This is a genomic window from Streptomyces sp. NPDC006552 (assembly GCF_040611655.1).
Classification (GTDB): Bacteria; Actinomycetota; Actinomycetes; order Streptomycetales; family Streptomycetaceae; genus Streptomyces.
Map to the genome: position 1 here is coordinate 14,081 of NZ_JBEXOS010000068.1, position 24,095 is coordinate 38,175.

Annotated in this window: 22 protein-coding genes and 1 riboswitch; of the genes, 15 read left to right on the plus strand and 7 right to left on the minus strand. The window is 70.8% G+C overall.

Annotated features, from left to right (window positions below; all coding sequences use genetic code 11):
• Positions 1-44: 44 nt before the first annotated feature.
• The gene (locus tag ABZY33_RS29720; protein ID WP_356494784.1) at positions 45-746 is read right to left on the minus strand and encodes a M50 family metallopeptidase; all 702 of its coding nucleotides are present in this window, start codon (positions 744-746) and stop codon (positions 45-47) included.
• Between the two features lie 59 nt (positions 747-805).
• On the opposite strand from ABZY33_RS29720, the gene ABZY33_RS29725 reads away from it, so the two are divergent.
• The 10 genes from ABZY33_RS29725 (at position 806) to ABZY33_RS29770 (ending at position 11,001) form a co-directional block, all read left to right on the plus strand.
• Positions 806-1,621 carry an SOS response-associated peptidase gene (locus tag ABZY33_RS29725; protein ID WP_356494785.1) on the plus strand — a complete coding sequence of 272 codons (816 nt, stop codon included), beginning with the start codon at positions 806-808 and terminating at the stop codon, positions 1,619-1,621.
• 79 nt (positions 1,622-1,700) lie between these two features.
• Complete coding sequence (locus tag ABZY33_RS29730) at positions 1,701-2,357, plus strand: alpha/beta family hydrolase (protein ID WP_356494786.1); 657 nt, start codon at positions 1,701-1,703, stop codon at positions 2,355-2,357.
• A gap of 241 nt (positions 2,358-2,598) precedes the next feature.
• Positions 2,599-3,273: an RNA polymerase sigma factor SigR gene (gene sigR, locus ABZY33_RS29735; protein ID WP_356494809.1), complete on the plus strand. Its 675-nt coding sequence runs from the start codon at positions 2,599-2,601 to the stop codon at positions 3,271-3,273.
• Positions 3,270-3,560 (plus strand): mycothiol system anti-sigma-R factor, encoded by a 291-nt coding sequence (rsrA, locus tag ABZY33_RS29740; RefSeq protein ID WP_356494787.1) that lies wholly within the window; start codon positions 3,270-3,272, stop codon positions 3,558-3,560. Before sigR ends, rsrA begins: the two co-directional genes overlap by 4 nt.
• A 191-nt stretch (positions 3,561-3,751) precedes the next feature.
• Positions 3,752-5,083 carry an HD-GYP domain-containing protein gene (locus tag ABZY33_RS29745; RefSeq protein WP_356494788.1) on the plus strand — a complete coding sequence of 444 codons (1,332 nt, stop codon included), beginning with the start codon at positions 3,752-3,754 and terminating at the stop codon, positions 5,081-5,083.
• A 74-nt stretch (positions 5,084-5,157) separates the two neighbouring features.
• Entirely contained in the window at positions 5,158-6,366 is a 1,209-nt protein-coding gene (locus ABZY33_RS29750) for an HD domain-containing protein (protein ID WP_356494810.1), read from the plus strand.
• 97 nt (positions 6,367-6,463) lie between these two features.
• On the plus strand, positions 6,464-7,444 hold the full coding sequence (locus ABZY33_RS29755; protein ID WP_356494789.1) for a hypothetical protein: 981 nt from the start codon (positions 6,464-6,466) through the stop codon (positions 7,442-7,444).
• A gap of 140 nt (positions 7,445-7,584) precedes the next feature.
• Positions 7,585-8,235 (plus strand): peptide deformylase, encoded by a 651-nt coding sequence (gene def, locus ABZY33_RS29760; RefSeq protein WP_356494790.1) that lies wholly within the window; start codon positions 7,585-7,587, stop codon positions 8,233-8,235.
• 349 nt (positions 8,236-8,584) lie between these two features.
• Entirely contained in the window at positions 8,585-9,622 is a 1,038-nt protein-coding gene (locus ABZY33_RS29765; protein WP_356494791.1) for a multidrug MFS transporter, read from the plus strand.
• On the plus strand, positions 9,619-11,001 hold the full coding sequence (locus ABZY33_RS29770; RefSeq protein ID WP_356494792.1) for a cytochrome P450: 1,383 nt from the start codon (positions 9,619-9,621) through the stop codon (positions 10,999-11,001). Before ABZY33_RS29765 ends, ABZY33_RS29770 begins: the two co-directional genes overlap by 4 nt.
• Here the strand turns inward: ABZY33_RS29770 and ABZY33_RS29775 are convergent.
• Positions 10,998-11,960 (minus strand): helix-turn-helix domain-containing protein, encoded by a 963-nt coding sequence (locus ABZY33_RS29775; protein ID WP_356494793.1) that lies wholly within the window; start codon positions 11,958-11,960, stop codon positions 10,998-11,000. The two genes, ABZY33_RS29770 and ABZY33_RS29775, sit on opposite strands and share 4 nt — an antisense overlap.
• Before the next feature lie 94 nt (positions 11,961-12,054).
• On the opposite strand from ABZY33_RS29775, the gene ABZY33_RS29780 reads away from it, so the two are divergent.
• A complete protein-coding gene (locus ABZY33_RS29780) occupies positions 12,055-12,228 on the plus strand; it encodes a hypothetical protein (RefSeq protein ID WP_356494794.1) in 174 nt (57 codons plus the stop codon).
• A gap of 6 nt (positions 12,229-12,234) precedes the next feature.
• Here ABZY33_RS29780 and ABZY33_RS29785 read toward each other — a convergent pair whose 3' ends face one another.
• The 5 genes from ABZY33_RS29785 to ABZY33_RS29805 all read right to left on the minus strand — a co-directional run bounded on the left by ABZY33_RS29785 (position 12,235) and on the right by ABZY33_RS29805 (position 18,820).
• Positions 12,235-13,254 (minus strand): ribonucleotide-diphosphate reductase subunit beta, encoded by a 1,020-nt coding sequence (locus ABZY33_RS29785; protein WP_356494795.1) that lies wholly within the window; start codon positions 13,252-13,254, stop codon positions 12,235-12,237.
• Entirely contained in the window at positions 13,254-15,626 is a 2,373-nt protein-coding gene (locus ABZY33_RS29790; RefSeq protein WP_356494796.1) for a ribonucleoside-diphosphate reductase subunit alpha, read from the minus strand. Before ABZY33_RS29790 ends, ABZY33_RS29785 begins: the two co-directional genes overlap by 1 nt.
• Before the next feature lie 121 nt (positions 15,627-15,747).
• A riboswitch (cobalamin riboswitch) is annotated at positions 15,748-15,882 on the minus strand.
• Positions 15,883-16,014: 132 nt separating this feature from the next.
• On the minus strand, positions 16,015-17,637 hold the full coding sequence (mctP, locus tag ABZY33_RS29795; protein WP_356494797.1) for a monocarboxylate uptake permease MctP: 1,623 nt from the start codon (positions 17,635-17,637) through the stop codon (positions 16,015-16,017).
• Positions 17,634-17,924, minus strand: coding sequence for a DUF3311 domain-containing protein (locus ABZY33_RS29800; RefSeq protein WP_356494798.1), 291 nt, complete (start codon positions 17,922-17,924; stop codon positions 17,634-17,636). Before ABZY33_RS29800 ends, mctP begins: the two co-directional genes overlap by 4 nt.
• Positions 17,925-18,055: 131 nt before the next feature.
• Entirely contained in the window at positions 18,056-18,820 is a 765-nt protein-coding gene (locus tag ABZY33_RS29805; protein WP_356494799.1) for a GntR family transcriptional regulator, read from the minus strand.
• A gap of 384 nt (positions 18,821-19,204) precedes the next feature.
• Here ABZY33_RS29805 and ABZY33_RS29810 point away from each other — a divergent pair, with 384 nt between their 5' ends.
• The 4 genes from ABZY33_RS29810 to ABZY33_RS29825 all read left to right on the plus strand — a co-directional run bounded on the left by ABZY33_RS29810 (position 19,205) and on the right by ABZY33_RS29825 (position 24,053).
• On the plus strand, positions 19,205-20,488 hold the full coding sequence (locus ABZY33_RS29810; protein WP_356494800.1) for an extracellular solute-binding protein: 1,284 nt from the start codon (positions 19,205-19,207) through the stop codon (positions 20,486-20,488).
• 95 nt (positions 20,489-20,583) lie between these two features.
• On the plus strand, positions 20,584-21,579 hold the full coding sequence (locus ABZY33_RS29815; protein WP_356494801.1) for a sugar ABC transporter permease: 996 nt from the start codon (positions 20,584-20,586) through the stop codon (positions 21,577-21,579).
• A gap of 62 nt (positions 21,580-21,641) precedes the next feature.
• Positions 21,642-22,469, plus strand: coding sequence for a carbohydrate ABC transporter permease (locus ABZY33_RS29820; RefSeq protein WP_356494811.1), 828 nt, complete (start codon positions 21,642-21,644; stop codon positions 22,467-22,469).
• A 9-nt stretch (positions 22,470-22,478) separates the two neighbouring features.
• Positions 22,479-24,053 carry a glycoside hydrolase family 3 protein gene (locus ABZY33_RS29825; protein ID WP_356494802.1) on the plus strand — a complete coding sequence of 525 codons (1,575 nt, stop codon included), beginning with the start codon at positions 22,479-22,481 and terminating at the stop codon, positions 24,051-24,053.
• Positions 24,054-24,095 lie beyond the last annotated feature (42 nt).

Consider the following 24,095-nt stretch of genomic DNA (forward strand, 5'->3'; position numbering starts at 1 on the left):
CACCTGTTGCCAGGACCCTGGTGGGCTCGCCCCCGGTCACCCGTTCACAGGCCGAGCAGCCAGCGGCCTCCGCCCAGCAGGGCGCACAGGGAGACGGCATGGAAGAAGAAGAGCCACATGCCCGCGGGGACGTGGGTGAGGCGCGCGAGCTGGTCGGCGTCGGAGTCGCCCGCCCCGCCCCGGCGACGCTTGCCCTGTAGCTCGAAGGCGGGGCGCACCCCGCCCAGGAGCAGGAACCACACCACTACGTAGGCGAACGCCGCCTGGACCTGCGGGCCCGCCAGCCAGGAGACCAGGAGGAACGCGCCGCCGGTGAGCACCACGGTGAGGACCCCGTACGCGTTCCTGATCATCACCAGCATCGCCACCAGCAGGGCGGTCGCCAGCCAGAGCAGCAGGGTGATGTGGCCGTTGCCGAGGAGCGCCGCGGCGCCGAGGCCGAGCAGCGGCGGGGCCGTGTAACCCGCCGCCGCCGTGAGGATCATGCCGAGGCCGGTCGGCTTGCCGCGGCTCACCGTGAGGCCGCTGGTGTCCGAGTGCAGCCGGATGCCGTCCAGCCTGCGGCCCATGAGCAGGGCGACCAGGCCGTGGCCGCCCTCGTGGGCGATCGTGACGGCGTTGCGTGACAGCCGCCACAGGCGGTGCGGGACGACGGCCGCGAGCGCGAGCACGCCGGCGGCTATGACCACCCACTGGTCGGGGTCCGGCTGGGTGCCGACGAGGCGGTCCCAGAGGCTGGCGTCCATGTTTCCGGCTGCTTCCGTTCGGTGGTGTTCCGGCTTCTTGCTCTGGCACTGTGGCACGTATGTGCGGACGGTATGCATCGAGTCGTGGACCCGAGGATCTCGCGGGAATCTTCGAGATCGAGAAGTGGGAGCCGGAGGAGGCCTATGAGCCGGACTTCAACGTGGCGCCCACCAAGGAGGTCTACGCCGTCCTCGACCGCCCCGTGAAAGACGCCGAGGACCCGCGGCCGGTTCGCCAGCTGCGCAAGCTGCGGTGGGGCCTCGTGCCGTCCTGGGCCAAGACGCCCGAGGGCGCCGCCCGGATGATCAACGCGCGGGCCGAGACGGTCCACGAGAAGCCGTCGTACCGGCGGGCCTTCGCCGCGCGCCGGTGCCTGCTGCCCGCCGACGGTTATTACGAGTGGGTGACCGGGGCCGGGGAGCGGGAGCTGGAGGTCGAGGGGAAGAAGAAGCGGGCGCGCAAGCAGCCGTACTTCGTCACCCCCGCGGACGGCGGCGTCTTCGCCATGGCCGGGCTCTACGAGTTCTGGCGGGACCGCACGCTGCCCGACGAGCATCCGCTGGCCTGGTGGGTGACGTGCTCGGTCATCACCACGGAGGCCGAGACCGCTCCGCTCGGGGTCGCGCCCCCGGACGGGCCGCAGGCGCTCGCCGACATCCACCCCCGGATGCCGCTCATGCTCACGCCCGACCGCTGGGACGACTGGCTCGACCCCGGCCGCACGGACGTGGACGGCCTGCGGGCCCTGCTGGCGCCTCCGCCGGAAGGGCTGATGCGGGCCTACCCCGTCTCCACCGCCGTCAGCAATGTGCGCAACAACGGGCCCGAACTGTTGAAGGAGCTGGACGGCCCGGAGGACGTCACCCTGTTCTGAGGTCCGCCGGGCACCGCACAGGGGACCTACAGGGCACCATGATCGCGTGAACGAAAACGTGCCTACGGAGTCCACGCCTATGGGGCCCACGCCTACGGAGACGGTCCCTACGGAGGTCGTCCCTACGGAGACCGGTGACGGCCGCGTCACCTGGCACCGCGCCGCGCGGGCCCGCCTCGTCCTCGCGGTGAGCCATGGCGCGGGCGGCGGCATCGAGGCGCGGGACCTCCAGGCCCTCGCCCGGGCCCTGCCCGCCCACGGCGTGACCGTCGCCCTCGTCGAACAGCCCTGGCGCGTCGCCGGGAAGAAGCTCGCGCCCGCGCCCAGGACCCTGGACGCGGGGTGGCGCGGTATCTGGCCCGCCCTGACCGCGCCCGGGCTGCCGGTGGTCGCCGGCGGGCGCAGCGCCGGCGCCCGCGTCGCCTGCCGCACCGGCGCCGAGCTGGGAGCGGTCGGCGTGCTGGCGCTCAGCTTTCCGCTGCATCCGCCGGGAAAACCGGAGAAGTCCCGGGTCGGGGAGTTGCTGGGGGCCGGGGTGCCGACCCTGGTGGTGCAGGGCGGCAACGACCCCTTCGGGAAGCCGGCGGAGTTCCCGGACAGCCCCGACTTCGACCTCGTCGAAGTGCCCTACGGGGACCACGGGTTCGCCGTGCCCAAGCGCTCCGGCGCCGGACCGGAGGAGACCATGGCCGTCCTCACGGACGCCGTGCTCGCGTGGACTCGCTCACTCGTCTGAGCGCGGGGAATGCCGAGCGCGGGACGGCTGTTGTCGCAAGCGTCGGTGACAGAGCGTACGAGAGGAAGTCCGCCGCATGGGTTCGACCATCTGCCCGAGCCGCGCCACCACTCCTGAACTGGAGTGGAGCGTGCTGAGCGCGGCCAAGACCGTCCCTATTCGGGCGGCGGGCGGACCGGATCGTCGTCTATCCTCCGATTCGAGTGGGACTTCTTCGGGTCTCGCGACGTCGTTGGAGGAGGTGGGTCCGGTCACAGGGACCGACGCAGGGACCGAGCACGGCCAGGCGGACGAGCGGCCGGAGCCCGCGGAGACCGCCACCGAGCGCAGCGCGCGCTTCGAGCGGGACGCGCTGGAATTCCTCGACCAGATGTACTCGGCCGCGCTGCGCATGACGCGCAACCCCGCGGACGCCGAGGACCTGGTGCAGGAGACCTATGCGAAGGCGTACGCCTCGTTCCACCAGTTCCGCGAGGGGACGAACCTCAAGGCGTGGCTGTACCGGATCCTGACGAACACCTTCATCAACTCGTACCGCAAGAAGCAGCGCGAGCCCCAGCGCAGCGCCGCCGAGGAGATCGAGGACTGGCAGCTGGCGCGCGCCGAGTCGCACATGTCGACCGGTCTGCGCTCCGCCGAGTCGCAGGCGCTCGACCACCTGCCCGACTCGGACGTGAAGCGCGCGCTCCAGGCGATCCCCGAGGAATTCCGCATCGCGGTCTATCTCGCCGATGTCGAGGGCTTTGCGTACAAGGAGATCGCGGACATCATGGGAACACCCATCGGTACGGTGATGTCCCGGCTGCACAGGGGACGTCGCCAGCTGCGCGGCATGCTCGAGGATTACGCCCGTGACCGCGGGCTCGTCCCGGCCGGCGCCGGAGAGTCGAACGAAGCGAAAGGCTCGGGCTCATGAGCTGCGGAGAGCCGCACGAGACGGACTGCAGTGAGGTCCTCGACCATCTCTACGAGTTTCTCGACCATGAGATGCCGGACTCCGACTGCACCAAGTTCGAGGTGCACTTCGAGGAGTGCTCCCCGTGCCTGGAGAAGTACGGTCTGGAGCAGGCCGTGAAGAAGCTGGTCAAGCGGTGCTGCGGCCATGACGACGTGCCGAGCGACCTGCGGGCCAAGGTCATGGGCCGCATCGACCTGATCCGCTCCGGGCAGCCCGCCCCGGACGAGGGCTCACCGCTGGCCTGAGCGCGCTGCCCGCGGTGCGAACAACTCCCGCAGCAGGAGCGGGAGTTCGTGCCGTTCGCCGATCTGTTCACCCGATCGTGCTAATCGAGGGGCCCGAGCCCCGGCAATCCCCGTGATGCCGCCCTGGTGGCGTGGCGCGCGTCCTATCCTCCTTTCTCCGTGCACCGAACATCACGGGGAGGGAGTGGGGCATGCGGTCGGTTCCGCCGGTGGCCCGCGCATATGTCCTCCTGGCCGTGGCCGGGGCTCTTTTCTGCGCCGCCCCCGCCGCCACGGCCACCGCCTCCTGGCCCGCTGTCGCGCTGCTCGCGTGCGTGTACGCGGGCTGCGAGCAGGTAGGCCGCTGCCGGCTCATCGGCCGGCGGGCCCCGAAGGGCATGGGGACGTTCTTTCCCGTCCTCCTTGCAGGAGCGTTTCTGCTGCCGGCTCCGGCCGCCGCGCTCGTCGCCGTGCCCGGCGCCTTCCTCGCCCGCGTCGAACGGCGTCCGGCGGGGCTGCGCCGCTCGTGGCGGGCGGCCCAGCTCGCCCTGGCCTGCTGGGCGGCCGCGCGGGCCTTCGCGGCGCTCGGCGGCGCGGGCGCCGTCTCCGGCGCCCGGCTGCCGGACGCGTTCGGGCCCGCTGCCGCCGCCGTCCTCGTCTTCTGTGCCGTCCTCACCGTCCTCGACGGCGGCATCCTCGCCGCGGCCGAGCGCGTGCCGCTGCGGGTCGCCTGGCGCGGCCTCTTCGCGCGCTCGCTGGCCCCGGTGGCGGTGCACGGCCTCGCGGGGCTGCTGATGGCGGTGCTGTGGGCCAGCTCGTACGGGCCCGTCGCCGCGCTGCTGGTCCTGCTGCCCATGTACATCTCCTGCTGGGTCTTCGCCCAGTACCAGCGCGAGCGGGCCGCCCACCAGGCGACCATCCGGGCCCTCGTCCAGGCCGTCGACATCAAGGACGGCTACACCCGCGGCCACAGCGAGCGGGTCGGACAGGCGTCCATGATGATCGCCCGCGAGCTGGGGATGGCCGACGAGCGGGTGGAGGTCCTGCGCTTCGCCGGGATCCTGCACGACGTGGGCAAGCTCGGCGTGCCGACCCGGCTGCTGCGCAAGGACGGGCCCCTCACCCCCGACGAGCGCGAGATCATCCAGCTGCACCCGGAGTACGGGCACGAGATGGTGCGCGGCATCGGCTTTCTCGGAGAGGCGCGGGCGGCGATCCTCCACCACCACGAGCGGCTCGACGGCAGCGGTTATCCGTACGGGCTGGCCGGGGCGCAGATCCCGGAGTTCGCGCGGGTGGTGGCGGTGGCCGACGCGTTCGACGCCATGACCTCCACGCGGACCTACTCGCGGGCCCGCCCGGTCGGCGTGGCCCTGGCCGAGCTGGAGCGGTGCGCGGGCTCGCAGTTCGACCCGGCGATGGTGCGGGCCTTCGCGCGCGCCGTGCGGCGGGCGGGCTGGCACCCCGTGGTCACCGCCGACGAGACCCCGCTCCCCGCGCCCCGGCCCGCGGGCGTGGCCGTGCCGGGGGCGGCCCCCCGGTGACCGGCCGGGCGCCCGGCGCGGGCCCGCCCGCCGGCCCGGCCCGCCTGCCCGCCGCGGTGGCCGCCGTCTACGCGGTGGCGGGCGCCCTCACCCTGCTCGCCCTCGGCTCCACGGCCCGCCGCGGCCTCGACGACCCGGGGACCGCCCTCGCCTTCGGCCTGCTCGTCACCGTCGGGGAGCTGGCGCGCTGGGGCGGGCACGGGGACCGGGAGCCCGCGCCGCTGGGCGCCGCCGGGGCGCTCGCGTACGCCCTGCTCGGCGGGGTCGCCGGCGCACCCACCCAGCACGGGGTGCCGCAGGTCGTCGCGATCGTCGTCGCGGGCACGCTCATCGGGTGCGTGCCCCACGTGGCCCGCGGCAAGGGCCCCTCGCCCGACCACGTCGCGCGCCGCGTACTGACCGTCGGCTTCGCCGCCGTCTGCTTCCAACCGCTCTACAACCGGGGCAGGTTGACGCAGTGGTTCGGCGACGGGGCGTACTACGCGCTGCTCGTCGCCGGGCTGCTCGTCCTCACCGCGCTCTGCGACGCCGTGCTCGCCGCCGCCATGGCGCGCGCCCGCACCCGCTGGCCGTTCGGACCGCTGCTCCGCGACGAACTGCGGGCCATGCTCGGGATCGGCTCCGCCGTCTGCGCGACGGGCGCCGTCATGGCGCTCGCCGTCGCCGTGGCCGGACTGTGGGCGCTGCCCGTCATCAGCCTGCCGCTGCTCCTCACCCAGCTGGCCTTCCGGCGCTACGCCGCCGTGCGGGCCACCTACCGGCAGACCATCGCCTCCCTGGCCCGCGCCACCGAGATCGCCGGGTACACCCCGCACGGGCACGCCCACCGGGTGGCCGCGCTGAGCCGGTCGATCGGGCGGGAGCTGGGCCTGTCCGAGCCGGACCTGACCGTTCTGGAGTACGCGGCCCTGATGCACGACATCGGCCAGCTCTCGCTCCTCGACCCGGTCGAGCGGGGCGCGACGGCCGGGCTCGGCACCGCCCAGCAGCGGCGCATCGCCCTGCTCGGCGGTGCCGTCGTCCGCCAGACCGGGGTGGACGCCCAGGTCGCCGTGGTCGTCGAGCGGCAGGCCGACCCGTACCGCGAACAGCCGCTGGCCGCGCGGATTGTGCGGACAGCGAACGCGTACGACGAGATGACCAGGGAAGAGGGCCCCCAGGGGCAGCTCGCGGCCCTGGAAGGACTGCGTCTGGGCACGGGCCGCGACTACCAGCCCGAGGTGGTGGAGGCGCTGGCCAGGGTGGTCGCCCACCCCGGTCTGGGCCTAGGGTCGGCTGGGTAACCCATGAGTAATGAGCGAGCGTCCGACCGTACGTGGTTGGATGCGAAGAAGAGGGTGTCCGGGGGGCACAGGCCTCGAGTATCGGCAGGCGGGAATCGTGAGGATCTTCGGCAAGGGACGGCACCGGCCCTCCGCCTCGTGGCGGCAGGCCACAGATCGTGCGTTCACGCTGATCGGCGACGGTCGCTACGAGGACGCCGGGGCGCTGCTCACCCGCGCCGCGGACCTGGAGCCCTGGCTGTCGGAGTCCTGGTTCAACCTCGCGCTGCTGCACAAGTTCCGCCACGACTGGGAGCAGGCGCGCACCGCGGGTCTGCGCGCCGTCGCGCTCCTGGAGCGCGAGAGCGGCGCCCCCGACTGGTGGAACGTGGGAATCGCCGCCACCGCCCTGCAGGACTGGCCGCTGGCCCGGCGGGCCTGGCAGGCGTACGGCCTCAAGGTGCCCGGCGGCGCGACCGCCGCGGGCGAGCCGACCGGGATGGACCTGGGCAGCGCCGCGGTGCGGCTCTCCCCGGAGGGCGAGGCCGAGGTCGTGTGGGGGCGCAGGCTGGACCCCGCGCGCATCGAGGTGCTCTCCATCCCGCTGCCCTCCTCCGGGCGGCGCTGGGGCGAGGTCGTCCTGCACGACGGGGTGCCGCACGGCGAGCGCACCATCGCGGCCGGGCAGTCCTACCCCGTCTTCGACGAGATCGAGCTGTGGGCGCCGTCGCCGGTGCCGACCTGGGTGGTGCTCCTGGAGGCAGCCACCGAGTCGGACCGGGACGCGCTGGAGCGGCTCGCGGCCGACGCCGGGTTCGCCGCCGAGGACTGGTCGTCCTCGGTGCGGCTGCTGTGCCGGATGTGCTCGGAGTCGCGGATGCCGTCCGACGAGGGCGACGGCGAGCACCTCGACCCGCACGACCACAGCGAGCCGGGGCACCCCGGACCGCTGGGGCACCGGACGGACGGGCAGCTGTGGGTGCCGGAGCGGGAGTGCGGGGTGGCTGCGCCGGCTTCTCTGGTCCGGGGGTTGCTGGACGGGTGGGTCGCGGATTCGCCCGATTCCCGGGACTGGCGGGATCTTGAAGAGGTCTGTTAGACGCGTTTCCGGGTGCGGGTCCGTTGTGGCTGGTCGCGCCGTTCCCCGCGCGCCTGGCGGGGCGCTCCTGACCGGCGGTCGTGGGGTTCCCCGTACCCTGTAAGGGTTCTCCGTACCTTCCAGGAAGGCTTACCTCGGTCATGGCCCAGCAGGACACCGATCAGCAGCGCGCGGGCGTGCTCCCCGTGGACGACGAGGGCTTCGTCATCGACACCGAGGACTGCGAGGCGCGCGAGGCGGCGTACCGGGAGCGCGGGACGTCGCGGCCGATCACCGTCGTCGGGAACCCGGTGCTGCACAAGGAGTGCAAGGACGTGACCGAGTTCGACGCGGAGCTGGCCGCTCTCGTCGACGACATGTTCGCCAGCCAGCGCACCGCCGAGGGTGTCGGCCTCGCCGCCAACCAGATCGGCGTCGACCGCAAGGTCTTCGTCTACGACTGCCCGGACGACGACGGTGTGCGCCACACCGGCGTCGTCGTCAACCCGGTCCTGCGCGAGCTCCCGGCCGACCAGCGCCGGCTCGACGACTCGAACGAGGGCTGCCTGTCGGTCCCGACCGCCTACGCCGAGCTGGCCCGCCCCGACTACGCCGTGGTCACCGGGCAGGACGAGAAGGGCACCCCCATCACCGTGCGCGGCACCGGGTACTTCGCGCGCTGCCTCCAGCACGAGACGGACCACCTGTACGGCTACCTGTACATCGACCGCCTCTCGAAGCGGGAGCGCAAGAACGCCCTGAAGCAGATGGAAGAGGGCACGCCGCGCTACCCCGTGGTCCCCAACGACTGAGTCCCGCGGGGCAGTTGTGCGCCGAGCGGCGCCCGGTACGGATGTTCTCCGGCCGGGCGCCGCTCTCGTCTGCGCCCGGGCCGCCCGCCGTAGGCCGTCTGTGCGAACAGGACCGGCCGATCGTGAACCATATTCAGTCATGTAAGGGGACGATTCCGGCGGCAAGGGGGAGTGAGGGGAGCAAATCCGTTCCCAGAACGGTCAGTTGTAGTGCTGAATAGAAAGCGCGGGGATACGCAACGGCGCGCGCCCGGCACTGCGGGAGGCGTACGCCACCAGGCGGCAGAGAGGGGTTTGTTTCGTGCCTGCTTATCCAGAGACAGCGGTCCCACCGGCGCTGGCGCTACCGGTGATCGAGGACGCGTTCCCTCGCAATCTGCACCCCTATTGGCCGAAGCTCCAGGAGGGGACGCGCTCCTGGCTGCTCGAAAAACGGCTCATGCCCGCCGACAAGGTCGCGAAATATGCCGATGGTCTGTGCTACACGGACTTGATGGCGGGCTACTACATTGGCGCGCCCGACGACGTGCTGGCCGCGATCTGTGACTACAGCGCGTGGTTCTTCGTCTGGGACGACCGCCACGACCGCGACGTGATCCACGGCCGGACGGCCAGCTGGCGGCGGCTCGCCGTCCAGCTCCACGCGGCCACGGAGGCACCACACCTGCACCTGAACCACGCGGACCCCGTGGTCGCGGGGTTCGCGGAGAGCGTGAGCCGGCTCTACGGCTCCCTGAGCCGGACGTGGAACGCGCGGTTCGCCCGCCACTTCCACGTGGTGATCGACGCCTACGACCAGGAGTTCCACAACCGGATCACCGGTACGGTCCCGACCGTCGACGAGTACATAGCCCTGCGCAGGAATACGTTCGCGCACTGGATATGGCTCGACCTGCTGGAGCCGGCGGCGCAGCTCGAACTCCCCGCGTGGGTGCGGAAGAACGAGTCCTTTCAGCGGGCGGCGCTCGCCTGTCAGGATTTCGCCGCCTGGTACAACGACCTGTGCTCGTTGCCCAAGGAACTCGCGGGAGACGAATTGCACAACCTTGGGATAAGCCTCATCAAACACGAGGGATTATCGCTGCGGGAAGCGGTCGCGGAAGTCCGCAGAAGGGTCGAGGGAACCATCGAGGAATTCCTCGTCGCGGAGGCGGAGGTCGAGCGGCTCGCCATCGCCACGGAGAATATCGGCGCACACGGGAAAGAACTCGCGAAGGCGCTCCGGCTGTGCGTGGGAAACATGCGGAACTGGTTCAGCTCCGTGTACTGGTTCCACCACGAGTCCGGGCGCTACGCCGTGGACAGCTGGGACGACCGGGCGACTCCGCCCTATGTCAGCGACGACGAGACGACCGGGCATCCGGATCAGGTGGGTGAGTGCGCATGACCGTCGAATCGGCCCTGCCGGTGGAGCCGGTGCCCGGCGCGGACCGGCCGGGCGGCGCACCGGCGCCGCTCGCGCCCGGCGGCGCCCCCCTGCTCGGCCACGCCTGGAACCTGCTGCGCGACCCGCTCGGCTTCCTGACCCGGCTGCGCGAGGGCGGCGAGGTTGTCCGGCTGAAACTGGGCCCGAAGACGGCCTACGCGGTCTGCGATCCCGAGCTGGTGGCCACGCTCCTCAAGAGCCCGGACTTCCTGGTCGGAGGCCCGCTCTGGGAGACGATGGGCGTCCTGCTCGGCAAGGGGGTGGCGACCAGCAACGGGCCGCTGCACCGGCGCCAGCGCCGCGCCATCCAGCCGGCGTTCCGGATGGACAAGATCCACGAGTACGCGGCCGTCATGGAGGAGGAGGCCCGGGCGATGGCCGGGCGGTGGACCGACGGGCAGAGCGTCGACATCGCGGCCGAGGTCTTCCGCACGGCGACCCGCATCGTGGCCCGCTCCGTCCTCCAGGTCGAGTCCGTCGACGAGCGGGCCGACCGGCTGAGCGCGGCGCTGCACACCGTGTTCGAGGGGCTGTACCGCAGGATGATCCTCTCTTTCGGGCCGCTGTACCGGCTGCCGACGCCGGCCAATAGGCGATTCGAGCGCGCGCTGGCCGATTTGCATCGGCTGGTCGACGAGATCATTGCCGAGCGCAGGGCGTCCGGAACCAATCCGGGCGACCTTCTGGCCGCTTTGCTCGACGACCGCGACGAGAATGGTGAAACCGTCAACGAGCAGGAGGTGCACGATCAGGTCGTGTCCCTCGTCGTGGCCGGCGCCGAGAATGTCGCGAAGACCCTGACGTGGGTGTTCCAGCTTCTCGCCGAACACCCCGAGCAGGAAAGGAGGTTGGCCGCGGAGGTTGAATCCGTGACGGCCGGACGTCCGGTCGCTTTCGGTGACGTCGAGAAACTCACATATATGCGGAATCTGCTCACCGAATGCATGCGGATTCGGCCTGCTGTCTGGATATTGACGCGGCTGGCCGTCGTGGACACGGTTCTCGGCGGGTATCGCATTCCGGCCGGTTCCGACATCGTCTACAGCCCGCTGGCGATGCAGCGGGACCCGCGCGCCTTCACCGACCACCTCGCGTTCGACCCCGACCGCTGGCTGCCGGAGCGGGCCGGGGACGTCACGCCCGCGGCGCACGCGCCGTTCAGCGTCGGCAACCGCAAGTGCCCGGGCGACCACTTCAGCATGGCCGAACTGGCCCTCGTCCTGGGCACGGTGGTGGCCCGGTGGCGGCTGGTTCCGACCCCCGAGACGGACGGCTCCGCCCGCATCGGGATCACGCTCCAGCCCCGGCGCGGACTGCTCAGAGTAGAAGCCCGCGGCTAGCCGGCCAGTCGCACCCGGAAGGTCCTCCTGAAGGCGTTGGGCGTCGTGCCCAGCGCCTTCATGAACTGGTGGCGCATCGCCGCCGCGTTGCCGAACCCGGCGCGGAAGGCGATCGCGTCCACGGTCTCGTCCGTGCGCTCCAGCAGCTCCTGCGCGAACAGCACCCGCTGGCGCAGCAGCCAGCGGTAGGGCGTGGTACCCGTCTCCTGCTGGAAGCGGCGGGCGAAGGTGCGCGGCGACATGTGCGCCCGTGCCGCCAGCTCCTCGACGGTCACCGGCGCGTCCAGGTTCCGCTCCATCCAGGCCAGCACCTCGCCCACGGTGTCGCAGCGCGTCGCCGGCAGCGGGCGCTCCACGTACTGGGCCTGGCCGCCGTCGCGGTGCGGCGGCACGACCATGCGGCGGGCTATAGCGTTGGCCACCTCGGCGCCGTGCTCGGTGCGCACGATGTGCAGGCACGCGTCGATGCCCGCGGCCGTGCCGGCGGAGGTGATCACCGGGCCCTCGTCGACGTAGAGGACGTCGGGGTCGACCCGGGTGCGCGGAAAGCGGACGGAGAGCTCGCGCGCGTACCGCCAGTGGACCGCGCAGCGGCGGTCGTCGAGGAGTCCGGCCTCGCCGAGCACGAAGACGCCCGCACACAGGCTCAGCACGCGCGTGCCCCGGCCGACGGCCCGGCGCAGCGCCGCGAGCAGCTCCGGCGGGTACTGGCCGAACCGCCGTCCCGCCGACGGGATCGCGATGAGGTCGGCCTCGTCGAGCCGGTCCAGGCCGTACGGGGTCGAGACGGTCATCCCGGGCACGTGCGTGGTCAGCGCGGGCCCCTCGGCGGAGGCGACCGCGAAGTCGTACACCGGGAGCCCGGCCTCGCTCCGGTCGAGACCGAACACCTCGCACACCACGCCGAGTTCGAAAGGGTGCACACCGTCGAGCAGTACCGCGGCCACGTTCTTCAGCATGTCCGCCAGTCTGCCGCAGAGCTGGCAGTAATTCGAGGGTCAGTGACAGGACTGCCACTGCCGCGGGGGCCCGGACGGCGGGAGAGTGGAGGACATGAACACAGCGATGAACTACCTCACCGTCCTCTTCGTCTTCCTCCTCCTCGCCGCCCCCTCCCTGTACGGGGCCGCCCACGACCGGCGGATCGACCGGCAGCTCCGCCAGGCGTGGCAGGAGCAGGAGGCCGAACTCCTCGCCCGCCGCGCCGCATTCACCAAGGTCGCCTAGGGTCTCCTAGAAGTCCTCGTCGAAGCCGACCGACCCCTCGACCGCCACCTGGTACGCCGAGGGCCGGCGCTCGAAGAAGTTGGTCAGCTCCTGGACCCCCTGAAGCTCCATGAAGGAGAAGGGGTTCTCGGAGCCGTAGACGGGCGCGAAGCCGAGCCGCTGCAGGCGCTGGTCGGCGACGCACTCCAGGTACTGCCGCATCGAGTCGGTGTTCATCCCCGGCAGCCCTTCCCCGCACAGGTCGCGCCCGAACTGCAGCTCGGCCTCGACCGCCTCCCGCAGCATGTCGGTGACCTGCTGCTCCAGCGCGTCGTCGAAGAGCTCCGGCTCCTCCTTGCGGACGGTGTCGACGACGTCGAAGGCGAACGACATGTGCATCGTCTCGTCCCGGAAGACCCAGTTGGTGCCGGTGGCCAGGCCGTGCAGCAGCCCGCGCGAGCGGAACCAGTAGACGTAGGCGAAGGCGCCGTAGAAGAACAGGCCCTCGATGCAGGCCGCGAAGCAGATCAGGTTGAGCAGGAAGCGGCGGCGGTCCGCCTGGGTCTCCAGGCGGTCCATGGACTCGACCGAGTCCATCCACGTGAAGCAGAACTCGGCCTTGTCGCGGATCGAGGGGATGTTCTCGACCGCCGCGAACGCCGCCGCCCGGTCCTCGGGATCGGGCAGATAGGTGTCGAGCAGCGTCAGATAGAACTGGACGTGCACGGCCTCCTCGAAGAGTTGGCGCGAGAGGTACAGCCGCGCCTCGGGGGAGTTGATGTGCTTGTACAGGGTGAGGACCAGGTTGTTGGCGACGATGGAGTCGCCGGTCGCGAAGAACGCGACGAGGCGGCCGATCATGTGCTGCTCGCCGGCCGACAGCTTCGCGAGGTCGGCGACGTCCGAGTGCAGGTCGACCTCCTCGACGGTCCAGGTGTTCTTGATGGCGTCCCGGTAGCGCTCGTAGAAGTCCGGGTAGCGCATGGGACGCAGGGTGAGCTCGAAGCCCGGGTCGAGCAGGTTCTTTTCCGTGGCGGGAGTCGTCATTACTGGCAGGCCTCGCAGGACTCGGGGTTTTCCAGGGAACAGGCGACCGCGTCGGTCTCCGGCGCGCTCTGGGCGGGGACGGTGGCGCGGTGCGCGGCGCGGGCGATGCGTGTCGCGGGGCGCGAACGCAGGTAGTACGTCGTCTTCAGCCCCGACTTCCAGGCGTACGCGTACATCGAGGAGAGCTTGCCGATGGTCGGCGTCTCCAGGAACAGGTTGAGGGACTGGGCCTGGTCGAGGAAGGGGGTGCGGGCCGCCGCCATGTCGATGAGGCCGCGCTGCGGCAGCTCCCACGCCGTGCGGTACAGGGCGCGGACCTCCTCGGGCACCCAGGTGAAGCCCTGCACCGAGCCGTTGGCCTCGCGCAGCGCCTCCCGGGTCTGCGCGTCCCAGACGCCGAGCCGCTTCAAGTCGTCGACCAGGTAGGCGTTGACCTGGAGGAACTCGCCCGACAGCGTCTCGCGCTTGAAGAGGTTGGAGACCTGCGGCTCGATGCACTCGTAGACGCCCGCGATCGAGGCGATCGTCGCGGTCGGCGCGATGGCGAGCAGCAGCGAGTTGCGCAGGCCGACCGCGGCGATACGTTCCCGCAGCGCGGCCCACCGCTCGGGCCAGGTCACCTGGGCGTCCGGGTAGTGGTCGGGGTGCAGGACGCCGCGCGCGGTACGGGTCTTCTCCCAGGCGGGCAGCGGGCCGTTGCGTTCGGCGAGGCCGGCGGAGGCCTCGTACGCGGCGAGCATGATGCGCTCCTGGATCCGCGTGGACAGGGCCAGGGCCGCGGGGGAGTCGAAGGGCAGCCGCAGCTTGAAGAAGACGTCTTGCAGGCCCATCGCGCCGAGGCCGACCGGGCGCCAGCGGGCGTTGGAGCGGCCCGCCTGCTCGGTCGGGTAGAAGTTGATGTCGACGACGCGGTCGAGGAAGGTGACGGCGGTGCGCACGGCCGCGTCGAGCCGCTCCCAGTCGATGGCGTCCTGACCGTCGCGGGCGTCGGAGACCACGAAGGCCCCGAGGTTGACCGAGCCGAGGTTGCAGACGGCCGTCTCGCCGTCGTCCGTGACCTCCAGGATCTCGGTGCACAGGTTCGAGGAGTGGACGGTGTGGCCGGGCTCCGCGGTCTGGTTGGCGGTGCGGTTGGCGGCGTCCTTGAAGGTCATCCAGCCGTTGCCGGTCTGGGCGAGGGTGCGCATCATGCGGCCGTACAGGTCCCGGGCGGGGAGGGTTTTCTGCGCCTTGCCCGCGGCCTCCGCCCTGCGGTACGCGTCCTCGAACTCCGCGCCGTAGAGGTCGACGAGTTCGGGCACGTCGGCCGGGGAGAACAGCGACCAGTCGGCGCCCTCGGCGACGCGGCGCATGAACTCGTCGGGGATCCAGTGCGCGAGGTTCAGGTTGTGGGTGCGGCGCGCGTCCTCGCCGGTGTTGTCGCGCAGCTCCAGGAACTCCTCGATGTCGGAGTGCCACGTCTCCAGGTAGACGGCGGCCGCGCCCTTACGGCGTCCGCCCTGGTTCACCGCGGCGACCGACGCGTCGAGCGTCTTCAGGAACGGCACGATCCCGTTGGAGTGCCCGTTCGTGCCGCGGATCAGCGAGCCCCGGCTGCGGATGCGGGAGTACGAGAGGCCGATGCCGCCGGCGTGCTTGGAGAGGCGGGCCACCTGGTGGTAGCGGTCGTAGATCGAGTCGAGCTCGTCGAGCGGGGAGTCGAGCAGGTAGCAGCTCGACATCTGCGGGTGGCGGGTGCCGGAGTTGAAGAGGGTGGGGGAGGAGGGCAGGTAGTCCAGGCGGCTCATCAGGCCGTAGAGCGCCGCCACTTCGTCCAGCGCGCGGACGCTGTCGTCCTCGGCGAGACCCGCCGCGACGCGCAGCATGAAGTGCTGCGGGGTCTCGATGACCTGCCGGGTGATCGGGTGGCGCAGCAGGTAGCGACTGTGCAGCGTGCGCAGGCCGAAGTAACCGAACCGGTCGTCGGCCGCGGGGTCGATGAGCGCGTCGAGCCGGGCCGCGTGCGTGCGCACGAAGGCGGCGGTGCGGTCGGCGATCAGGCCCTCGCGATGGCCGGTCGCGACGGAGCCGGTGAAGGAGGTGACGCCCTGCGAGGCGGCCTCGGCGGCGATGGAGAGCGTGAGGAGGCGGGCGGCGAGCCGGGAGTGGACCGGGTCGTCGGAGATCAGGCCGGCCGCGGCCTCGGTGGCGAGTTCGCGCAGCTCGGCGAGGTCGGCGTGGGCGCTGCGGCCGCGCAGCGCGGCGGCGGCGACCCGGCCGGCGTCGGTGCCGGGGAGATCGGCGGTCAGCTCGGTCAGGGTGCGCAGCAGGGCGGTGCCCGGAGCGTCGTCCGGTGCGGCGGCAACCGGTTCGGCGGGCGGCGCGATGGTCACGTGGGGGCTCTCCCTCGCTCGGCTCGAGGCCCGCGGGGAGGAGTGGCTCGGGCGCGCACACGGGGGCGCCGTCGTCACCGGCCCATTCCGCGAGGCCCGGACGTCTGTCCACCCGGGCCGGACGGTCCGGGTGGGCTGCGGCAGGTCGTCGGACTCACGCGGGCGCCGCTATGGGCGCATACGTTCACCGTTGCGGGACAGTTCCGGATTTGCACCGGATTCCCCTGCGGCGGCAGCGAGAGCGAGCATACATGTTGTGCCGGGTGTGCGAGGCAGCCCCATATCTTGTGTCGGCCGGGTGTCGAGACCGCGTCTCCGACGGGGTGCCCGAAGACAGGGACGGGCCCCTCCGCGCGGGAGGGGCCCGTCCGTTGTGCCACGCGTGCGGCTAGTGACCGCCCGCTCCGACGACGGGCAGGTCCTGCTGGACCCCCTTGTCGCCGGCGTCGGCGGTGTAGTCCCCGGGGGACGTCTCGTCGACGCCCGCGGGGGCCTTCACGGCGTTCAGGACGAAGGTGAGGACCACGGTCACGACCACGTTCATCACGAACGCGGTCAGACCGATGTAACCGATCTCCCCGATGCCAGGGATCTCCTTCGAGGAGCCGCCGAAGTGCTTCTGGGTCGGCGATGCCACCCCGTACGCGGCGAGCGTGCCGTAGACCATGCCGACCGCCCAGCCGGCGAGCAGCGCCCACCGGTGGAACCAGCGCGTGAACAAACCGCCGACCAGGGCCGGCATGGTCTGGAGGATCCAGATGCCGCCGAGCAGCTGGAAGTTGATGGCGACGGTCTTGTCCATGGTGAGGACGAAGACGAGCGCGCCGACCTTCACGAGCAGCGAGACCAGCTTGGAGACCTTGGTCTCCTGCGCCGGGGTCGCGTCGGGCTTGATGAAGTCCTTGTAGATGTTGCGCGTGAAGAGGTTCGCCGCGGCGATGGACATGATCGCCGCCGGGACCAGCGCGCCGATGCCGATGGCGGCGAACGCGACGCCGGTGAACCAGTCGGGGAACATGTCCTCGAAGAGCTGCGGGATCGCCAGCTGCCCGTTCTGCACCTTGATCCCGGCCGCGATCGCCATGAACCCGAGCAGCGCCAGCAGGCCCAGCATCAGCGAGTAGAGCGGCAGGATCGTGGTGTTGCGGCGGATCACGTTGCGGCTCTTGGACGAGAGCGTCGCCGTGATCGAGTGCGGGTACATGAACAGCGCGAGGGCCGAGCCGAGCGCCAGCGTCGCGTACGTCCAGTGCCCGGCCTCACCGGGCGCGAGGGCGCCGACGGGTTTCCCGGTCGCCGGATTCAGCTGCTCGAACTTCTTGCCGGCCGCGGCGAAGATGTCGTCGAAGCCGCCGAGTTTGATCGGGATGTAGATGATGGCGACCAGGATCACCAGGTAGATCAGGCCGTCCTTGACGAACGCGATCAGCGCCGGTGCCCGCAGCCCCGAGGAGTACGTGTACGCCGCGAGCACGCCGAAGGCGATGAGCAGCGGCAGGTCCTTGACGAACCAGTTCGTGTTCTCGCCGCCGCCGACGCCCATCACGTCGAGCACGGCCTGGATGCCGACCAGTTGGAGCGCGATGTAGGGCATCGTGGCGAGGATGCCGGTGATCGCGACGGCCAGCGAGAGGCCCTTGGAGCCGAAGCGGCCGCGTACGAAGTCGGACGTGGTCACGTACCCGTGCTTGTGCGAGACGGACCACAGGCGCGGCAGGAACGTGAAGATGAGCGGGTAGACCAGGATCGTGTACGGCACGGCGAAGAAGCCGGACGCGCCGGCCGCGTAGATCGCCGCGGGCACGGCGACGAAGGTGTACGCCGTGTAGAGGTCGCCGCCGAGCAGGAACCAGGTGATCCAGGTGCCGAACGAGCGGCCGCCCAGGCCCCATTCGTCGAGCGAGTCGCTCTCGGAGCGGCGCCAGCGCGCGGCGAGGAAGCCCATGACCGTGACGGCCAGGAAGAAGACGATGAAGACGGTGAGCGCGACACCGTTGACGCCACCGTTCATCGCGCGCTCCCCGGGGCCGTGGCCGCAGCCTTACGGGCGCGCTGGTCGCGCTGCCACAGCTTGTACGCGATCATCGTCAGGCCGGTCGAGATGAGCACCCAGAGCATCTGGTACCAGTAGAAGAACGGGATGCCGATGAAGGTCGGATCGATCTTGGCGTAGGAGCCGACCCAGAGCATGGCCACGAACGGGGCGACCAGGCAGAGCCCGATCACGACGCGGACCGGTGTCACCACCGGTCTGCCCACTTCTTGCGCGCGTGGCGCACCTGTTGGCGCATCGGACATGTCGGGCTCCGTCCCCTCGCTGGTCCCACTTATCTCACGTTTAACGTGCGGGAAATCTAGGCGAGAGTCTTGATCTATGGAACCCCTGTCCGGATAACGGACGGGCTACTTCCGGTTGTCCGGCCCCTGGCTCAGTCCATCGGGCGCTTGAGCCGCGCCACGAACTTGTAGCGGTCGCCCCGGTAGACCGAGCGGACCCACTCCACCGGCTGGGCCGAACCGTCGATCGAGTGGCGCGAGAGCATCAGCATCGGCAGGCCCACGTCGGTGCCGAGCAGCCCGGCCTCGCGTGGCGTGGCCAGCGACGTCTCGATGGTCTCCTCGGCCTCGGCGAGGTGGACGCCGTAGACCTCGGCCAGCGCCGTATAGAGAGAGGTGTACTTGACGAGCGAGCGGCGCAGGGCCGGGAAGCGCTTGGCCGAGAGGTGCGTGGTCTCGATCGCCATCGGCTCACCGCTGGCCAGCCGGAGCCGCTCGATGCGCAGCACGCGGCCGCCCGCGGAGATGTCGAGCAGCCCGGCGAGGGTGTCGTCCGCGGTGACGTACCCGATGTCGAGCAGCTGCGAGGTCGGCTCCAGGCCCTGCGCCCGCATGTCCTCGGTGTACGAGGTCAGTTGCAGCGCCTGCGAGACCTTGGGCTTGGCGACGAAGGTGCCCTTGCCCTGGATCCGTTCCAGGCGGCCCTCGACGACCAGCTCCTGGAGGGCCTGGCGGACGGTGGTGCGCGAGGTGTCGAACTCGGCGGCGAGCGTGCGCTCCGGCGGCACCGGGGTGCCCGGCGGCAGCGTCTCCGTCATGTCGAGCAGATGCTTCTTGAGGCGGTAGTACTTGGGCACGCGTGCGGTGCGGACGGGTGCCCCGCTCTCGTTCTCCGCACTGCTCACATCGGTGCTCATGCTCCGCCTTCCCGGCTTCGGTGCCGATGCGGCCGACCTACCCATCGGCCCCGGCTCACATCGTGGCACGGCTCGCTCCGGGGCACTCCCCATACGCTCCGTGATCCCTTCTTATACCGCCCGGTGACGGTCTGGTCTAGTCCACGCGCCCGGTCATGGGAGCGCTTCCGCGCGGGGCCCAACACCCGTGTGCCACCGGGCGGGTGTCGTTCCGATAACGGACGCACGGTCCCTTCTCGGCCGCCCTTGACACCTCTATTGGTCTGGGCCAAGCTCCCCGTACTGGTCTACACCATTAACGACCAGGTCCCAGCCCCACAGGTCGTACTCGTCTCAAGTCACCCGGTGGGCAGGGGGGTTGCTGGCATCCCTGAGGAGGGTGGCGTGAAGCGCAAGCTGATAGCGGCGATGGGTATCGCGGGCATGATGGTCTCGGTCGCGGCGTGTGGGGGCGACAGTGACGACAAGTCCGGCAACGCGGGGGCGGACGCCAAGGAGCTGACCGTCTGGCTGACGGTCGACGCCCAGAACAACTGGCCCGAGCTGGTCAAGGCCGCGGACGCGGCGGTCACCAAGAAGCACCCGGGCGTGAAGATCAACCACGAGTACTACGGCTGGCCGGACAAGCCCGCCAAGCTCGACGCCGTCCTCGCCACCGACAAGGTGCCGGACGTGGTCGAGATGGGCAACTCCGAGATGCTCAGCTACATGGTCAAGGGCGCGCTCGCCCCCGTCGACCCGGCCAAGTTCGACAACTCCGGCCAGTGGCTCGACGGCCTCAAGACCTCGGTGACGTACGACGGCAAGGTCTACGGCGTGCCGTACTACGCCGGTGGCCGCATCGCCACCTGGCGCAAGGACATCGCGTCCGCCTCCGGGGTCAAGACGACGCCGAAGACGTACAAGGAGCTCACCGCCGACCTGGACAAGGTCCAGAAGAAGCAGGGCGACAAGTTCAACGCCTGGTTCCAGCCCACCCGTGACTGGTACGCGGGCATGTCCTTCGTCTACGACGCCGGCGGCTCCATCGCCAAGGAGGAGGGCGGCACATGGAAGGCCAACCTCTCCTCGCCGGAGTCCCAGAAGGGGCTGACCGAGTTCAAGAACGTCATCGACAAGTACATGCACGGTGACAAGACCAAGGACGAGGCCGACCGCTACATCGTCTACGGCCAGGGCAAGTCGAACATGATCTTCGCCGCGGCATGGGAGGGCGCGACCTCCGCCGACCCGAAGAACGACAAGACCGGCAAGCTCAAGGACAACCTGGAGAACTTCGTCATGCCGGGTCCGTCCGGCAAGGCGATGCCCGTCTTCCTCGGCGGCTCCGACCTCGCGATCCCGGTCAAGTCCGACGCGCAGGCGCTCAGCGCCGAGTGGATCAACGCCTTCACCGGCGCAAAGGGCCAGAAGGGCCTGATGGCCAAGGGCAACCTGCCCAACAACAAGACGGACCTCGCGACGATGAAGTCGGACCCCGCGACGGAGGTCCCGGCCACCGCCGCCGAGTCCAACTGGTTCGTCCCCATGGCCCCCGGCTGGGGCCAGGTCGAGAAGGCCCAGGTCCTGCAGACCATGCTGCAGGCGATCGGCACCGGCAAGAAGTCGGTCGCGGACGCCGCGAAGGAAGCGGACGCCAAGATCGACAAGGTCATCAACACCAAGTGACCTGAGAGCGGGACCCCGCCCACCGGGCCGGGGTCCCGCCGCCCGTTCGGCTTTGCTGCTTTGCACAACCTGAGGGACCGCTGAGGAGTGCGCGGATGAGTGCCGCTGACACGACGACCGCCAAGACGCCGCCGGCGCGGCCGGCCCCGTCGTCCGATGGGGGAGGCGTGCCCCCGCAGATGCCACGCAAGAAGCGGGCGGCCGGCTCGGCCGCGACGCCCTGGGCGCTGCTCGCGCCCTGCCTGCTGATCCTCGTCCTCGTGCTCGGCTACCCCCTGGTCCGGCTGGTCACGCTCTCCTTCCAGAAGTTCGGCCAGGCGCAGCTGTGGGGCTTCCAGGACCCCGAGTCGGTCGGCTTCGACAACTTCTCCGCGATCCTCGGCGACAGCCAGTTCTGGCAGGTCGTCGTCCGCACCATCGTCTTCGCCGCCGGCGCGGTGATCCTGACCATGGTCATCGGCATGCTGATCGCGCTGCTGCTGCAGAAGGTCTCCGGCTGGGTGAAGATGCTCATCAACGTCGCCCTGGTGGCGACCTGGGGCATGCCCATCATCGTGGCGACCACCGTCTTCAAGTGGCTCTTCGACTCCGACTACGGCGTCCTCAACGCGCTGCTGAGCAAACTGCCCGGCGTCGAGATGGTCGGCCACAACTGGTTCGCCAGCGGCACCCAGGGGCTCGCCGTCATCATGCTCCTGGTGATCTGGGGAGCGGTGCCCTTCGTCGTCATCACCCTGAGCGCGGGCCTGACCCAGGTGCCCAAGGAGTTGGAGGAGGCCGCGCGCCTGGACGGCTCCGGCGCCTGGAAGGTCTTCCGCTACGTCACCCTGCCGATCCTCAAACCCATCATCGTCATGCTCGCGACGCTCTCGGTCATCTGGGACATGGGGGTCTTCCCGCAGGTGTTCGTCATGCGCAACGGTCACCCCGAGGACGAGTTCCAGCTGCTGACCACCTACTCCTACGACCGGGCGTTCCAGGTCAACGACTACAGCCAGGGCTCGGCCATCGCGCTGCTCACGGTGATCCTGCTGCTCGGCGTCGTCGCCGTCTACATGCGCCAGATGCTCAAGATCGGAGAGGTCGAGTGAGCGCCCCCGCCACCACCGCCCCCGCCAAGGTCCCCGCCGCGACCGGCGCGCCCGCCGCGCCCGTGCGCCGGCCCCGCAGGCCCCGGGCCGGCTGGAACCTCCTCGGCCTGCTCGTCTTCCTGATCGTCGGCTTCCCCGTCTACTGGATGGTGAACACGGCGTTCAAGCCCGCCAAGGACGCCATCGACCCCGATCCGAGCCTGCTGCCGACCGGGTTCACCCTCGACAACTTCCGGCGCGCCCTGGACATCGCGGACTTCTGGGGCCCGGTCGCCCGCAGCCTCGTCGTCTCGCTCGTCGTCGTCGTGATCGGCATCGCCGTCGGCATGCTGGCCGCGCTCGCGATCTCCCGGTTCGCCTTCCGCGGCCGCAAGATCGTCATCGTCGCCATCCTCGCCGTGCAGATGGTGCCGCTCGTCGCCATGATCATCCCGGTCTTCCTGCTCCTGAACGACCTCGGTCAGTACGACAAGCTCACCGGCCTCATCATCACGTACCTGACCTTCATCCTCCCCTTCACCGTGTGGACGCTGCGCGGCTTCATCGTCAACATCCCCAAGGAGCTGGAGGAGGCCGCCCAGGTCGACGGCTGCACCCGCACCGGCGCCTTCATCCGCGTCGTCTTCCCGCTGCTCGCCCCCGGCATGGTCGCCACTTCGGTCTACGGCTTCATCCAGGCCTGGAACGAATACCTGTACGCCCTCATGCTGATGAGTCAGAAGCACCAGACGGCCACCGTCTGGCTCGCCAATTTCACGACCAAGCACGGCACCGAGTACGCCCCGATGATGGCCGGTTCCACGATGATGGCCGTGCCGATCGTCATCCTCTTCCTCTTCGTCCAGCGCAAGATGGCCGCGGGTCTGACCGCCGGCGCCGTGAAGGGATAACGCCACCCGATGACCACTGTCACCCGCGCCTCCTCCACGCTCACCCGCGACGCGCTCACCGTCCTGCAACCCGGCTTCGACGGCACCACCGCCCCGGACTGGCTGCTGCGCCGGCTCGGCGAAGGTCTCGCCTCCGTCGGCCTGTTCGGCCGCAACGTCCAGTCGCCCGAACAACTGGCCGCCCTCACCGCGCAGTTGCGGGCCGAGTACGGTGACGTCCTCGTCGCCATCGACGAGGAGAGCGGCGACGTCACCCGCCTGGAAGTGCGGACGGGCTCCTCGTTCCCCGGCAACCACGCGCTCGGCGCCGTGGACGACGTGGAACTCACCCGGGCCGTCGCCCTCGAACTCGGCCGCCGCCTCGCCGCGTGCGGCGTCAACCTCAACTGGGCGCCCTCCGCCGACGTCAACGCCAACCCCGACAACCCGGTCATCGGCGTCCGCTCCTTCGGCGCCGACACCGCGCTCGTCGCCCGGCACACGGCCGCCTACGTCGACGGCATGCAGGCCGCCGGCGTCGCCGCCTGCGCCAAGCACTTCCCCGGGCACGGCGACACCGGGGTCGACTCGCACCACGACCTGCCGCTGATCGACGTCGGCCTCGATGTGCTGCGCAGCCGCGACCTCGCCCCGTTCCGCGCCGCCATCGCGGCCGGCACCCGCGCCGTGATGAGCGCCCACATCCTTGTCCCCGCCCTCGACCCGGAGCGCCCGGCGACCCTGTCCCGCCGCATCCTCACCGGCCTGCTCCGCGAGGAACTCGGTTACGACGGCCTCATCGTCACCGACGGCATGGAGATGCAGGCCATCTCCGCGACCTACGGCATCGAGCGCGGCAGCGTCCTCGCCATCGCCGCCGGGGCCGACGCCATCTGCGTCGGCGGCGGCCTCAACGACGACGGAACCGTGACCCGCCTGCGGGACGCCCTCGTCGCCGCGGTCCGCTCCGGCGAACTCCCCGAGGAACGCCTCGCGGACGCGGCGGCCCGGGTCCGCGCGCTGGGGGAGTGGACGTCGGCGGGGCCGATGCCGGCTCCGGGGGCGAGGATCGAGGTGCGAGGTGCTGGTAGTGCCGGTGGTGCTGAGGTCGGCTCGGTTGCGGGTGTTGGAGGTGCCGGTGGTGCGGGTGGTGTCGGCGGTGCCGAGATCGGCCTGGTCGCCGCCCGTCGGGCCCTCAGGGTCACGCGGGGTGAGTACGCCCCGGCGGTGACCGGCCCCGTGCACGTCGCGGCCTTCTCCCCGGTCGCCAACATCGCGGTCGGCGACGAGACCCCCTGGGGCGTCGGCCCCGAACTCGCACGCCTGCTCCCCGGCACCACCACCGGTTCCTACACGGGCCCGGACGCCGGCGCGACCGCGCTGGCCGAGGCGGGCGAACGCCGCGTCGTGGCCGTCGTCCGCGACGAACACCGCCACGCCTGGATGTCCGAGGCCCTCGACACCCTGCTCGCGGCGCGCCCGGACACCGTGATCGTGGAGATGGGCGTACCGGGGGCCGCACCGCGCGGCGCCCTCCACATCGCCACGCACGGCGCGGCCCGGGTATGCGGGGTCGCTGCCGCGGAGGTCATCGCCGGGGGATAGAGGTGCCGGGTAGAGGTGCTGGGCGGCGGCCGGCCGCGCGGA

Bases quoted from the DNA above. Each gene is read 5' to 3' on its own strand.
- ABZY33_RS29720 (WP_356494784.1), bottom strand. From the start codon at position 746: ATGGACGCCAGCCTCTGGGACCGCCTCGTCGGCACCCAGCCGGACCCC.
- ABZY33_RS29725 (WP_356494785.1), top strand. From the start codon at position 806: ATGTGCGGACGGTATGCATCGAGTCGTGGACCCGAGGATCTCGCGGGA.
- ABZY33_RS29730 (WP_356494786.1), top strand. From the start codon at position 1,701: ATGGGGCCCACGCCTACGGAGACGGTCCCTACGGAGGTCGTCCCTACG.
- rsrA (WP_356494787.1), top strand. From the start codon at position 3,270: ATGAGCTGCGGAGAGCCGCACGAGACGGACTGCAGTGAGGTCCTCGAC.
- ABZY33_RS29745 (WP_356494788.1), top strand. From the start codon at position 3,752: ATGCGGTCGGTTCCGCCGGTGGCCCGCGCATATGTCCTCCTGGCCGTG.
- def (WP_356494790.1), top strand. From the start codon at position 7,585: ATGGCCCAGCAGGACACCGATCAGCAGCGCGCGGGCGTGCTCCCCGTG.
- ABZY33_RS29770 (WP_356494792.1), top strand. From the start codon at position 9,619: ATGACCGTCGAATCGGCCCTGCCGGTGGAGCCGGTGCCCGGCGCGGAC.
- ABZY33_RS29775 (WP_356494793.1), bottom strand. From the start codon at position 11,960: ATGCTGAAGAACGTGGCCGCGGTACTGCTCGACGGTGTGCACCCTTTC.
- ABZY33_RS29780 (WP_356494794.1), top strand. From the start codon at position 12,055: ATGAACACAGCGATGAACTACCTCACCGTCCTCTTCGTCTTCCTCCTC.
- ABZY33_RS29785 (WP_356494795.1), bottom strand. From the start codon at position 13,254: ATGACGACTCCCGCCACGGAAAAGAACCTGCTCGACCCGGGCTTCGAG.
- mctP (WP_356494797.1), bottom strand. From the start codon at position 17,637: ATGAACGGTGGCGTCAACGGTGTCGCGCTCACCGTCTTCATCGTCTTC.
- ABZY33_RS29800 (WP_356494798.1), bottom strand. From the start codon at position 17,924: ATGTCCGATGCGCCAACAGGTGCGCCACGCGCGCAAGAAGTGGGCAGA.
- ABZY33_RS29805 (WP_356494799.1), bottom strand. From the start codon at position 18,820: ATGAGCACCGATGTGAGCAGTGCGGAGAACGAGAGCGGGGCACCCGTC.
- ABZY33_RS29815 (WP_356494801.1), top strand. From the start codon at position 20,584: ATGAGTGCCGCTGACACGACGACCGCCAAGACGCCGCCGGCGCGGCCG.
- ABZY33_RS29825 (WP_356494802.1), top strand. From the start codon at position 22,479: ATGACCACTGTCACCCGCGCCTCCTCCACGCTCACCCGCGACGCGCTC.